A 13,192-nucleotide genomic window follows, 5' to 3' on the forward strand; every position below is an offset into this window, starting at 1 on the left:
GAATTATTTTCATTTATTCATGCCTTGTGCTATATAACATAGCAAAGGCTATATTCGATGATTAATTAACCACATTGTTGCGAGGGATACTATGACGAATCTACATCGTCTGAAAACACTCCTGCTTGCCGGTATTGTTGCGATACTCGCGCTATCGCCAGCCTATGCAAAAGAGAAATTTAAAGTCATCACCACGTTTACCGTTATTGCCGACATGGCGAAAAACGTGGCGGGCGACGCAGCGGAAGTCAGCTCAATTACCAAGCCCGGCGCTGAAATCCATGAGTATCAGCCAACGCCCGGCGATATTAAACGAGCGCAGGGGGCACAGCTTATCCTCGCGAATGGTCTGAACCTGGAGCGATGGTTCGCCCGCTTTTATCAGCACCTTTCCGGCGTGCCGGAAGTCGTCGTCTCTACCGGCGTCAAACCGATGGGCATTACCGAAGGCCCGTATAACGGTAAACCGAACCCGCACGCCTGGATGTCGGCAGAAAACGCGCTGATTTATGTCGATAACATTCGCGACGCCCTGGTGAAGTACGATCCGGATAATGCGCAGATCTATAAGCAAAATGCCGAACGCTATAAAGCGAAAATTCGCCAGATGGCCGATCCGTTGCGTGCCGAGCTGGAAAAAATTCCCGCCGATCAGCGCTGGCTGGTCACCAGTGAAGGCGCGTTCTCTTACCTGGCGCGCGATAACGACATGAAAGAGCTTTATCTCTGGCCAATTAACGCCGATCAACAGGGGACGCCAAAACAGGTGCGTAAAGTGATTGATACCATTAAAAAGCACCATATTCCCGCCATCTTTAGCGAGAGTACGGTTTCCGATAAACCGGCCCGTCAGGTCGCGCGTGAATCCGGCGCGCATTATGGCGGCGTGCTGTATGTCGATTCTCTGAGCGCCGCTGACGGCCCTGTGCCAACCTATCTGGATCTGCTGCGCGTCACGACCGAAACCATCGTCAACGGCATTAACGACGGACTGAGGAGTCAACAATGAGTCAATCTGCGATTACCGTTGATCAAGTCACGGTGACGTATCGCAACGGTCATACCGCCCTACGAGACGCCACTTTTCAGGTGCCAGGCGGTTCAATCGCCGCGCTGGTAGGCGTAAATGGTTCCGGTAAGTCTACGTTATTTAAAGCGTTAATGGGCTTTGTGCATCTTGCGCACGGCGATATCACTATCCTGCAACAGTCAGTCAACAAGGCGCTGAAAAAAAACCTCATTGCTTATGTTCCGCAATCGGAAGAAGTGGACTGGTCATTTCCGGTGCTGGTAGAAGATGTGGTGATGATGGGACGCTACGGCCATATGGGCTGGCTACGCCGTCCCACTGCGCATGATCACGCCTGTGTTGACGCCGCGCTGGCGCGGGTGGATATGCAGGAATATCGTCACAGGCAGATTGGCGAACTGTCCGGCGGGCAGAAAAAACGTGTGTTTCTTGCCAGGGCCATCGCTCAGGATGGACAGGTAATCCTGTTGGATGAACCTTTTACCGGCGTGGATGTAAAAACCGAAGCGCGAATCATTGATCTACTGCGGGAACTGCGCGATGAAGGCCGCACGATGCTGGTCTCAACGCATAATCTCGGCTCCGTCACCGAGTTTTGCGACTATACGGTAATGATTAAAGGAACCGTACTGGCCAGCGGCCCTACCGAAACCACGTTTACCGCCGCGAATCTGGAACAGGCGTTTAGCGGCGTTCTACGTCATATCGCGCTAAGCGGAGGTGAAGAGCACATCATCACCGATGACGAGCGCCCCTTTATTTCCCGGCGCGTGGCCAGCGGAGGAAAATCGTCATGAACTGGCTTGTTGAGCCGTTTGGCTACCAGTATATGCTCAACGCGATGTGGGTCTCCGCGATGGTGGGCGGTCTGTGCGCGTTTCTCTCCTGCTATTTGATGCTCAAAGGCTGGTCGCTCATTGGCGATGCGCTATCTCACTCTATTGTGCCTGGCGTCGCTGGCGCCTGGATATTAGGGCTGCCCTTCTCGCTCGGCGCGTTTCTTTCCGGCGGACTGGCGGCAGGCAGTATGCTCTTTCTTAACCAACGCTCACGCCTGAAAGAAGACGCGATTATCGGGCTTATCTTCTCCTCTTTTTTTGGCGTCGGCCTTTTTATGGTGTCGCTCAATCCGATGTCGGTGAATATCCAGACGATTATTCTCGGCAACGTGCTGGCGATCGCGCCAGCGGATATTGCGCAACTGGCGATTATCGGCGCAGTCTCGCTGACGATTCTGCTGTTAAAGTGGAAAGATCTGATGGTCGTCTTTTTCGATGAGACCCATGCGCGTTCTATCGGGCTTAATCCGGGTCGACTAAAGCTGTTGTTTTTCACTCTATTGTCCGTCTCCACCGTGGCGGCCCTGCAAACCGTTGGGGCGTTCCTGGTGATCTGTCTCGTCGTCACGCCGGGCGCGACGGCCTGGTTACTCACCGACCGTTTTCCACGTCTGCTCATGATTGCCGTCGTGATTGGCAGCCTGACCAGTTTTCTGGGCGCATGGCTTAGCTACTGGCTGGATGGCGCCACGGGTGGAATTATTGTCGTCATGCAAACCTTACTGTTCATCACAGCCTTTATTTTCGCCCCGAAACACGGTCTGTTAGCCAACCGTCGACGCGCCCGCCTGCAGAAGGAGCCGACATGTTCTTAACAACGTTACTGGAACCCTTTCAGTTTGATTTTATGGTGAACGCCCTTATGGTTTCGGTCATTGTGGCGATTCCCTGCGCCTTACTGTCCGTGTTTTTAGTGTTAAAAGGCTGGGCGTTAATGGGCGATGCAATGAGTCATGCGGTATTCCCCGGGGTCGTGCTGGCATATATTGTGGGGATCCCCCTGGCGATTGGCGCCTTCATTGCCGGATTATTTTGCGCTATCGCGACCGGCTATCTGGACGATAACAGCCGCATCAAACGTGATACGGTGATGGGCATCGTCTTTTCCGGGATGTTTGGCGCAGGTCTGGTGCTCTATGTTTCTATTCAATCGGAAGTGCATCTGGATCACATCCTGTTTGGGGATATGCTGGGCGTATCGCTGGGGGATATCGTACAAACGTCAGTTATTGCACTGGGTATTGCGTTAATCATAGGGCTGAAATGGAAAGATCTCCTGCTACACGCTTTTGACCCGCACCAGGCGAAAGCCAGCGGGCTGAATACCACGCTACTGCATTATGGCCTGCTATGTATGATTGCGCTGACTATCGTCGCCACGCTGAAATCGGTGGGCATTATTCTGTCAATCTCACTACTTATCGCCCCCGGCGCAATTGCCATTTTGCTGACGCGACGCTTTGCGCGCGCGCTGGGATTAGCGGTGAGTCTGTCAGTTATTACCGCTTTTGCGGGCGTCTATCTGTCTTTTTATCTTGATAGCGCGCCAGCGCCGACCATCGTGGTATTATTTGCCATCGTGTTTATTGCGGCATTTATTTACGCAACATGGCGCGACAGGCGTAATGAAATCGTACCAGAGGCGCAAGGTTAACACTTTTTTGCCTGCTATTCAGGAAACATACGGTCATAATATAGAGTAGTTTTATGGCGCTGGAAGGATTTCCTCTGGCAGGCAACCTCATAATTTCATTACGGTTTAAGCAAAGACTTATATTCAGCTATCCTTTTTTTATGAGCGGATATAGAGAGTTTTTTATCGTTTAGCATAACGGCATTGTTATCGAATCGCTCATAAAGCGTTTCATTCTTTTTGTTTACTATACTGCTTCCCGCCGCCGGATTGGCCTGCACATATTCATTTAATCGTTGTACGCCTTGAGTATGTTTGTAAAAACTCACCGGCAGATAACGGTCTGCTTTATCAGACGGGAGAAAAGGTTCTTCACCACACAGACGTTCACAAATATTATCTTCATGAATTTTTACTAAGTTCATAAATTCAAGCTGAAGTTTTTTGGCGAGCGCCAGGCTAAAAATACCACATTCAGAAGAGCTTCGTTGAATGTCCAGCTCGACCATAGCAAAATAACAATCAGGCAGTTGTTCACGTTCAAGAGCTGCTTTGGTCCTCAACGCCAGTAAAGCAGGTCCAAAAGCGCTACACGCTGCTGGTTCGAACAAAATCACCGATGTCTTTCCGTCCATAACTCTAAAATCGACGACTGAAATATGGATACCTGAACTTCCCATATTTACGAGAAATCGGGCAGATTCAACGCCTTCCATTCTGGTCTCCTTTATAGAGGAAACAAGCTCATGGACTGACATAACAAATTTAAGATTTAACTCTGGATACTTCTTATTGGCCTGTGCAACAAGAAAAGGCATCATTTCGAGATCGGTTTCCTCGTAACTGATATGAATCCAGCTGCCATCTATAATTTCACTTTCCAGACGCTCAACAATACAGGTCAATGCTTCGGTGTTTAGCTCCCCGCTGACGTCAGGCTGAGGCGATAAACTCGCCCCCATATTACGAGTCGTAGGACTTAGCATACTTTTCCCTCCACATGATAGCTCCTGCACCGAAAATATCATCTTTAACTTTTCAGATTCAATATATTGCCTGCAAAAATATGCCTCAATGATTGAGCCAGGCTACCAACCACCTCCGGATGATTATATATAAGAATTACTACTCAAAAAATCTTTTTTATAATAAAAGCTCAACACATGGTCATAAATGATAAAAAATATTTTAATTCATTCCTACTGCAATCGGTAACGCGCAATTATCGTCAGGTACACCAGGGTTATGTGCAAAAGCAGTGCGCTGTAAATGCGCGTCTAGTTTCAGTCCCCGGAACAGCGATAGCGGTGAAGAGTCCATCCCCAAACGATACATAACCTTCTTACGATAAATACTAACGGTTTTTGTTCCCAGACCAAATTTTTTCGCCAGTTCAATTGCCGGATGTCCGGAGGATAATAATATCAGCAGCGCATATTTCGCCTGAGTGACGCCGGGAGGTAGATTCCACCAGGCGTATTGATTGATATTAAACAATACTTCTTCCGGCGTCTCGCCGGCATTAAAAGCATACGTAGCAGCCACGGTTTTCTTTTGTGGCCTGTGGCAGAAACGCAGCCAGGCTTCCGGAAGACGTAGCTTCTCTCGATCCGAGCGGATAGCGCAGGATAGTTCGTCTTTTAAAACATAATCCATAACGCCAAAATATTGCAGCACACAGCGATCGATATAATACAAGCGATCTGCCACTACCAAAACTTTACGGTTCTGCAACCGCGTCAGCAACGCATGAAAAAGATAAACATGCTCATGCGGGTTCAAAGCTAAAATCAGCCCGGCGTCCGGCATATCGGATAGGGAATGCAAAAGTGCAGTTAATGAGTTACACGTTTTAACGCACTTTTCCGGATATTTTTGCTTAAAAATAGACTGAAGGGCATAACAATTAGTCCAGTTAATACCGTATATAATTACATTTCTCATTTATTTATCCTTTTTTGAAAACTGACCACAGCTTCGGTAATGATTTTTCTTCCTGGGCGACTACTGCGCAAGTAGATAACGCCTTCTTACTACAAAGGTAATAAGACCAGATACGTTATTACATGCGCAATGTCGTTACCGAAATGAATTCCTTTTACAAATCTGATAATGATTAAATTTGCTGTTTTACTTTACTGTAATCTCTTAGAGTACAACGATTGCCCGGCGCCTGGTGGCCATGTATGTCTGACAATGAACGCTTTCGATTCCCTTTCATTAACTACATATCACTGGTGTAGCGATACTGAAATATACACTACGATTAAAAAAATATTTGGTATCTGTAACGGAGACAGATAGTAACGTTTAAAATAATTTCACAAATCAATGGTTCATTGTACGCATAAAGCTAAGCGGTGTAATCTTAAAATGCCGTTTAAAAATAGCGATAAAATAAGAAGGCGTATCATAGCCACACATCGTCGCGACTTGTGAAATATATCCAGCCCCCATACGTAATAATTTTATAGCCTGATTCATACGAGCATCCAGGTATATTTTGCTAAAACTCACCTCTTCAGCGGCCAGTTTTCGCTTCAGACTTGATACGCTCATAAACAGCTTTCCTGCCACCTCAGCCTGTGACCATTTGCGGGTGAGATCGCTGATAATAATGTTATAAACTTTCTCTTTTGTCGTAATTTTTATTGCTCGCTCAAGGAAATCAAACCCACCGGGCTTACGTACAAATGCCGATATAAGATACATCAATGAGAAATATGAATAATCATGATCATCAATACTCACATTACTACAAACCCGTGGACATGCCACACCATGCAAAATAGAGTCAAAAGTATCACTCATCCCGGGCAACAAGTCCGCATGAAAAAAATACTTTGGTTTCGTTTTTAATGATAGCTCTCGATCATTATAGTTTCTTGTACTGTAAAAAACTTTGTAGAATTTTTGCATTAAGTCATAGGAAACTTCCAGTGAAGAAAAATCAATATGCCCTTCTATTTCGCTCATACTAAGAGTGATTGTTTGATCTTTTTCCAATAAAAATAAACACGGCGCAGATTGTTCGATAAACTCCCCAAATTCGTTTTCAATTCGCAAACTGCCTTTATTAAGTTTAAATAATAAGCAGTTTGCGACATAATAGTCTCTTACGTCAGCTAATCCATTTATTAATGGAAATTTGTTCGGCTGTTGAAGGTGATTATTGCTAATGGCCTCAACTGATTTATTCATTGAAGGCAATACCATATTTTATCCTGTGTGCTATAAGGAACTCAAAATCGTTATATTCTTATAAACAAATAATTAAAACTCACAGAGATGATTTAAATCCGATTTTTTTATTATTATAGCCAATAATTACATTCCAACGCGCGTTCATTTCGTCACAAAAAGATACTCTTACAAACTTTATGCACAATTTTGTAATGGAAGCTTACAATATTAATATAATCATTTCAGAATAAAACGCCTGGTAGATACCTTAATAATCCATATACATCAATAAGATAGATACACTGGCATGGTGCATTTTCTGCATTATTTGCTAATATATACACCATACCTTATCACAAATCGCCAGCAATGGGGGGTTCACCAGTCAATTGCCTCTTTGTTTTCCCCGCCCGATAAAATAATCTCCTGCATCCAGGAGGTCATTTGTGACTGCGCATTCATTGTACCAACTAATACCCCGTTTAAAGCCTCATATAAATGAGTGCCCGATTCAACTTTTGCTAACATGTTTTGTAGCATAGCCGTTTGCTGCTCAAAAGAAACAAAAGCCGAATCACCACTTTTCGGATCTTTGAAGGCATTCATCTCTTGATAAATGCTATCTTTAAGCGTTTCAGAAGAGGCTGACTCAGGAAGCGCCAAAAGTCGTTGGTAGAATGCATCATAAAGATCAACGTCGCCGCCATTGCTTAAAGGCGCGCTATCCACATTATTCAGCATAGCGGCCCTGGCACTCAACGAAACCACACCCGTCGCTTCAGTATCCGCTGTCGGGACCAAATAAGAAGTCGGAATCGTACCCGGTATCACCTTATAACCTCCATTTTACAATGCTTGCGTTTTTGTCTTCCATTCATCAATAAGTGCGTTAATGGCGTTATCAGAAATCGTCCGGCAGTCTTGTGGAAGTTCATCAAGATGATGCTTAATGACGCCTACTGCCGTTTCAACAAATTGTTCAGGTGAAAATTCTGCGATCTGATCGCCGCAACTCATGATAAAGCGCTGTTCCTGATGATATTTAAGATTAAAAGTGCCTGGCCAGTTCTCCATAAGCAACACCATCAGTTTTTGGTGATCTTTTTTCGCGTTAACTGGTAGTGTTAAAAAAAGTTGCCCCTCAGGCTTATCGAAATCCCTTAGCCACTCATCCAGGACGGTTAAAAGCGTTTCGGGATGGTCGACCGCAGCTGAAAATAACTCGCGGGCATAAATCTGTATTTTTTCCATCCACTTCCAGGCCATTGTCTGATTATCAGTAAGATAAGCGGCGACCTGTTGTAACGCGTCTATCATTCCCTGCTCGTAACCTTCCTGATAGGCGTACATCCGCAAGGTCTTTGCCTCTTCTTCCGCCTCTCGCAAAATACGCTTAGCCCGTTGATGCGCCTGCTGTTCTAATCTTTCAATAGAGAAATAACGTTCCAGCGTTTTACGCTTTATCAGTATCCCCTCAACAGGCGAAAGCGGGGACGGAATTGGGATATTTTTGAGCATATTGTAAGGCCAGTAGCAAAATTGACATTTCTACAGCATCCTGCTTCGATGCCTCCTCAATAAATGGAGGAAAAAGCAAAGGAAAACGCTGTGCTAAAGATTCAGGTAAAAATTCATTCAGGGCATTTAACTGTGCATACCCGACGCTAAGTAAAAACCGGTGATTCGGCGCCTTATTGCAGACAGATAAACTTGTTCCCTGATGCATTGCCAAAAATGCTTGCGCCCAATCCGGCAGGCCAAGCAAGGCTCCCTGCCTTGCCAGATCGGCTCTCAGTTTATGGCAACCGAGTAAATACGCTACTTGCGGCAGTCGGCGCCACTGACGCAGCCACAGCTGCGTCAGTGAGTTTTGAATACACTCCTTTTCTCCGTTCTTAAGCCGCCATGCCGCCAGTATTAACTCATTTGCCGCCGCCCTGGCGGCGGGTCTGACAATCATTTCCGGCGCTATCTGCAACCGCTGAGGATGGATATACGATAACGGATCAAAAATGATTCTTTGCCAGATAATGGGTAATGGCTGCCTATTCATTTGACGATTTCGCCTTATCATCAGTCGTTATGCCTTTCTTATTGCGGGCATAATGGTTTTTGTAATACCAGACGCCAAAGCCTGCTGACATCACGGATAACAAAATAATCAACACAATCCAACTGGTTGCAAAAGAATTACGTTTTACTGGTGTGCCGGGAGCCTGTAATTGGGCATCAGAACGTTCTGACAACACAACAGAAATGTTGTCATAATCCACATCGGCAAAACTATTCTTTAAGAAACGCTTGATATCGCTGATCTGATGCGCAAGCGGCGAACCTCGTTCATATACGGCTAATGCCGACAGATGAACAGGTTTTGGCGGGCGGCCATTTTCACCAGCATCAATATCATAACTAATATGGACCCTGGCGGAGAGCACGCCCTCCATCGTCTGTAATGACTGTTCCAGTCGCTGTTCAATAGCCGAATATAACCTGGCCTTTTCAGCTCGCGGAGACGATACCAGCGAATCCGCCGGGAACATCTGCGCTATTTCCACCCGTGGCCGGGGAGGAAGCTGATAAGTTTTAATCCAGTACACCGCAGCGGTAAAATCAGGCTCAGCAACGGTAATGCTATAGCCCAATTTTCCGCTATCAATTTTATTCGCCTCTATATTGTGCATTTGCAGAACGGCAATGACCTCATTAGCCTGTTCCTGGTCCAGTCCTTTTAAAAGATCCTTATCCTTACAGCCGGCAAGGGTCATTACCAGCAGAAAGGTATATAGATATCGACGAATCATGAGCGTAATAGCGTTTCAACAGCCCCGACTCCTTTACGAGTAAGGGTACTTACCATAGAAACATACAGGTTATAATCTGAAATCATCTCTTGCGAAATAGCCAGCTCTTTAGGATCCGTCACCAGATTAGGGTCCTCAATCCTGTTGGTAATCGTCTGTTTATCCACAGCCGTGGCAATCGCCGAACCAGAAAAAGCCTGGAGTAGCCGGTCATCCAGCGAGACAATGTCCGTCTCCATAGACCTGATATTGACCGCCTGCCCTATAACGGCATTCTCTGGGACAATAGTTGCAATCGACATAATCCACCTTATAACTGATTAACGGAAGTTCTGAATAATGGCAGCATCAATATCCTTAAAGACTTTTACCGTGTTCGATTGCGCGTTACGGTACAAGTTATATTCCGAGAGCTTACTCTGATACGCCGCCAGTAGCGCCGGATCGGAGGGTTTTGCTGCTAATTTATCCAGCGCCTCTGTTACCTGCGTTTGTAGATCATCAACGCCCTTATCAAATTTTGCAGAAACTTCATCCAGATAGCCTGACCAAGATGTTGGCATAATGACTTCCTTATTTGCGTTAAATTAAAGTGGGCTTGGGAAATACCAATGGCCTGGGCTCATTTTGATATAACCTTCCGCCCCGTACTGAAATGAGCGCCCCTTGAGCCAGTCATCTTTTAATTCGATCGCAAACTGCACATAGCGTCCTCCCCATGTGCGGTAATAGCTATCGACAAATTGACGAGCTCTGAGTATTTCTACATCATCGAGCGCCCCCTGAATAACAAACGTTACGCCCCCCTTATGATTCCTGCGGGAATAAGGTAACGCCTGCTGTTTTAGCCCCGCTTCCGCCTGGCCTGCGGCGGTAACATCGTCCATCAACGTGATGTTAACCGAATCCGCGTAAGGCATTAGCGCTCTCAGCTTTTGACTTAACACCTCGAGCTCTTTCTTGCTCATCGTGTTTCGCTGGCGGCTTAGCCAGAAAACGGGTTTACGCGGCTCATCGAAATGAAGCCGATAATAAGCCAGCTGCGGATAATAGGTATCCAGCCAGGTAGAGATACGCTTATTTTCTTCGTTTTCGTTAATCACTCGCGCATTTTTATCATAATCGCCCCTCGCTAAAACCTGACGAGCCCACAGCGTATCTCTTTCATTTTGCGCAGCGACATAGAGCATTTTGTCCCGTCCTGGCAACACCTGAAAGCGCTCCTTCTCCTGCCCCAATAACGAATCGAGCTCTGCGGCCTGCCGCTGCGGCGAGTTAAGTATCCATAACGTCCCCACCGTCCCAATTCCCAATATAAAAAACCCGGCCAGTGCGGCTACAATTCCGTTTTTAAAACGCGGCTCGTTCTTTTTTGCAGACGTTTCTAACTTCTCAGGCTGCTCGGGCACCCACGGCTCGCTTTCCGGGCGAATCAGGATAAGCAATTCACCGACCTGTATTGGCGTATTTAATTGCACCGAACGAGATTCAGAATTTCCTTCTTTCAGCTCATGGAGTATAATTTCGGTCGCATCCGTATCCACCTGGATTTCAAAATTTACTCCGCCATGGTCCAGCGGGATAAAAAAGCTATCGGCAGGTATATCAGGGAGTTGGCCTGAAGCAGTGAGCGCATCACTCTGACCTACCACAAAGAGTGTTCGGCCTGTCAGCAATGGAAACTCACAGCCGTTCAGTGAGCTGTTAAGTAATCGAACTATGTATGGCCCTGGGCTTGTTATCGTCTTCTCTTTTGATGTTTCCATATATACTGTTAGCGATGTCTGTCGTTCTCGATAGCAGCAGATTACCGCACAGGACACAGGGATTCCTGATGAAAATAGAATGAAAAGTGAGAAATAAAATCAATTTATTCTGTATAATGCGTCTCAACACATATTAAAAGAACCATCATCCCCATTGGGGCTTAAACTACTGTAGATAAATTACCCAAATTTGGGTTCTTTTGGTGTAACAATCAGACCATTGCCAACACACGCTAATAAAGAGCATTTACAACTCAGATTTTTTCAGTAGGATACCAGTAAGGAACATTAAAATAACATCAACAAAGGGATAATATGGAAAATGTAACCTTTGTAAGTAATAGTCATCAGCGTCCTGCCGCAGATAACTTACAGAAATTAAAATCACTTTTGACAAATACCCGGCAGCAAATTAAAAGTCAGACTCAGCAGGTTACCATCAAAAATCTTTATGTAAGCAGTTTCACTTTAGTTTGCTTTCGGAGCGGTAAACTGACGATTAGCAATAATCACGATACGATTTACTGTGACGAACCTGGGATGTTGGTGCTCAAAAAAGAGCAGGTAGTTAACGTGACGCTTGAAGAGGTCAATGGCCACATGGATTTCGATATACTCGAGATACCGACGCAACGACTTGGCGCTCTCTATGCACTTATCCCAAACGAGCAGCAAACAAAAATGGCGGTACCCACAGAGAAAGCGCAGAAAATCTTCTATACGCCTGACTTTCCTGCCAGAAGAGAGGTATTTGAACATCTGAAAACGGCGTTCTCCTGTACGAAGGATACAAGCAAAGGTTGCAGTAACTGTAACAACAAGAGTTGTATTGAAAATGAAGAGTTAATTCCTTATTTTCTGCTGTTCCTGCTTACTGCTTTTCTCCGACTCCCGGAGAGTTATGAGATCATCCTTAGCTCGGCTCAGATAACGTTAAAGGAGCGCGTTTACAACATTATATCTTCGTCACCCAGTAGACAGTGGAAGCTTACGGATGTTGCCGATCATATATTTATGAGTACGTCAACGCTCAAACGGAAACTTGCAGAAGAAGGTACCAGCTTTAGCGACATCTACTTATCGGCAAGAATGAATCAGGCAGCAAAACTTTTACGCATAGGCAACCATAATGTTAATGCTGTAGCATTAAAATGTGGTTATGACAGCACGTCCTACTTCATTCAATGTTTCAAAAAATATTTTAAAACTACGCCATCGACATTCATAAAAATGGCGAACCATTAACATTTTTTGTATCTGTCACTCAAGTAAAGATTTTTATTAAAATTGTAATAATTTAAAATTCAGACTGCGCATTAACACGCTTTATCAGGATGGGAGGCTATTCAACATCATTGTTCTGTCCGGAAGACAGCTTATACTGATATCTCTGGTAATTTAAAGTAAGGCTGATTATATAAACGATTTTTGTGAACTTGTCATCGCTATGATGACTGGTAAACCGATATTGCCTTATTCACAGCGTAAGAATTCGTCCAGATGACACTATCTCCTTCCGGCTTTAACCCTGTGGATTAAGGCCGGCATTTTATTCATATTTATACATCATCCGTTCCCTCTGAGAACTATTTGCCTGAACGGTCTACACCGAAACAGTCACGCTTGTTAGCTTTCTGCCAGGCATACCTCTTCTCTTCCTCCTGATATCGATATAATGCCTGGGGGCCAGCCTGAGGATGATACTGCTCATAAACCCCCTGCCTTTTTGACGCTATAGCTGAAGGGAGTAAAGAAAAGACGATATCATTATTTTGCAAAAAAATACAAAAATAAGCGCACCATTAAAAACAGTCTTTCATTTATATTTTGGAACCTAAGACAAATTATACTCTTAAACTTTCAACGAATGGTCATTTAGTGGAAATCTTCGAGAAAAATGGTTCTGATGGTGTAATTATCAGACCATTAACCATGAA

At 45.2% G+C, this 13,192-nt stretch carries 15 protein-coding genes; 5 read left to right on the top strand and 10 right to left on the bottom strand.

Annotated features, from left to right (window positions below; genetic code table 11):
• Positions 1-91: 91 nt before the first annotated feature.
• The 4 genes from sitA to sitD are packed head-to-tail and all read left to right on the top strand — an operon-like array spanning position 92 to position 3,523.
• Complete coding sequence (sitA, locus tag ACH0WD_RS03435; RefSeq protein ID WP_000182931.1) at positions 92-1,009, top strand: iron/manganese ABC transporter substrate-binding protein SitA; 918 nt, start codon at positions 92-94, stop codon at positions 1,007-1,009.
• Positions 1,006-1,827, top strand: coding sequence for an iron/manganese ABC transporter ATP-binding protein SitB (sitB, locus tag ACH0WD_RS03440; RefSeq protein ID WP_000083150.1), 822 nt, complete (start codon positions 1,006-1,008; stop codon positions 1,825-1,827). Before sitA ends, sitB begins: the two co-directional genes overlap by 4 nt.
• Positions 1,824-2,684 (top strand): iron/manganese ABC transporter permease subunit SitC, encoded by an 861-nt coding sequence (gene sitC / locus ACH0WD_RS03445; protein ID WP_001104329.1) that lies wholly within the window; start codon positions 1,824-1,826, stop codon positions 2,682-2,684. Before sitB ends, sitC begins: the two co-directional genes overlap by 4 nt.
• On the top strand, positions 2,675-3,523 hold the full coding sequence (gene sitD / locus ACH0WD_RS03450; RefSeq protein WP_000480208.1) for an iron/manganese ABC transporter permease subunit SitD: 849 nt from the start codon (positions 2,675-2,677) through the stop codon (positions 3,521-3,523). The genes sitC and sitD overlap by 10 nt, the downstream gene beginning before the upstream one ends.
• 98 nt (positions 3,524-3,621) lie before the next feature.
• On the opposite strand, the gene avrA is transcribed toward sitD, so the two are convergent.
• From avrA to prgH, 10 genes are all read right to left on the bottom strand, one after another.
• The gene (gene avrA, locus ACH0WD_RS03455) at positions 3,622-4,530 is read right to left on the bottom strand and encodes a type III secretion system YopJ family effector AvrA (RefSeq protein WP_023785403.1); all 909 of its coding nucleotides are present in this window, start codon (positions 4,528-4,530) and stop codon (positions 3,622-3,624) included.
• Positions 4,531-4,690: 160 nt separating this feature from the next.
• Positions 4,691-5,446: a transcriptional regulator SprB gene (sprB, locus tag ACH0WD_RS03460; RefSeq protein WP_001246658.1), complete on the bottom strand. Its 756-nt coding sequence runs from the start codon at positions 5,444-5,446 to the stop codon at positions 4,691-4,693.
• A gap of 384 nt (positions 5,447-5,830) precedes the next feature.
• Positions 5,831-6,718 (bottom strand): invasion transcriptional regulator HilC, encoded by an 888-nt coding sequence (gene hilC / locus ACH0WD_RS03465; protein WP_006683694.1) that lies wholly within the window; start codon positions 6,716-6,718, stop codon positions 5,831-5,833.
• 345 nt (positions 6,719-7,063) lie between these two features.
• Complete coding sequence (locus tag ACH0WD_RS03470; protein WP_000612178.1) at positions 7,064-7,516, bottom strand: type III secretion system effector protein OrgC; 453 nt, start codon at positions 7,514-7,516, stop codon at positions 7,064-7,066.
• Between the two features lie 15 nt (positions 7,517-7,531).
• Positions 7,532-8,203, bottom strand: coding sequence for a type III secretion system linker protein OrgB (gene orgB / locus ACH0WD_RS03475; RefSeq protein WP_000916655.1), 672 nt, complete (start codon positions 8,201-8,203; stop codon positions 7,532-7,534).
• The gene (orgA, locus tag ACH0WD_RS03480) at positions 8,160-8,759 is read right to left on the bottom strand and encodes an oxygen-regulated invasion protein OrgA (protein WP_001591231.1); all 600 of its coding nucleotides are present in this window, start codon (positions 8,757-8,759) and stop codon (positions 8,160-8,162) included. The genes orgB and orgA overlap by 44 nt, the downstream gene beginning before the upstream one ends.
• Positions 8,731-9,489 (bottom strand): type III secretion system inner membrane ring lipoprotein PrgK, encoded by a 759-nt coding sequence (prgK, locus tag ACH0WD_RS03485; RefSeq protein ID WP_000621239.1) that lies wholly within the window; start codon positions 9,487-9,489, stop codon positions 8,731-8,733. The genes orgA and prgK overlap by 29 nt, the downstream gene beginning before the upstream one ends.
• A complete protein-coding gene (gene prgJ / locus ACH0WD_RS03490) occupies positions 9,486-9,791 on the bottom strand; it encodes a type III secretion system inner rod protein PrgJ (RefSeq protein WP_000020431.1) in 306 nt (101 codons plus the stop codon). Before prgJ ends, prgK begins: the two co-directional genes overlap by 4 nt.
• A gap of 18 nt (positions 9,792-9,809) precedes the next feature.
• Entirely contained in the window at positions 9,810-10,052 is a 243-nt protein-coding gene (locus ACH0WD_RS03495; protein ID WP_001143298.1) for a type III secretion system needle complex protein, read from the bottom strand.
• Positions 10,053-10,076: 24 nt separating this feature from the next.
• The gene (gene prgH, locus ACH0WD_RS03500; protein ID WP_000450196.1) at positions 10,077-11,255 is read right to left on the bottom strand and encodes a type III secretion system inner membrane ring protein PrgH; all 1,179 of its coding nucleotides are present in this window, start codon (positions 11,253-11,255) and stop codon (positions 10,077-10,079) included.
• A gap of 315 nt (positions 11,256-11,570) precedes the next feature.
• On the opposite strand from prgH, the gene hilD reads away from it, so the two are divergent.
• Positions 11,571-12,500 (top strand): transcriptional regulator HilD, encoded by a 930-nt coding sequence (hilD, locus tag ACH0WD_RS03505; protein WP_000432699.1) that lies wholly within the window; start codon positions 11,571-11,573, stop codon positions 12,498-12,500.
• Positions 12,501-13,192 lie beyond the last annotated feature (692 nt).

Source organism: Salmonella sp. 2020_1395 (assembly GCF_043848115.1).
Classification (GTDB): domain Bacteria; phylum Pseudomonadota; class Gammaproteobacteria; order Enterobacterales; family Enterobacteriaceae; genus Salmonella; species Salmonella enterica.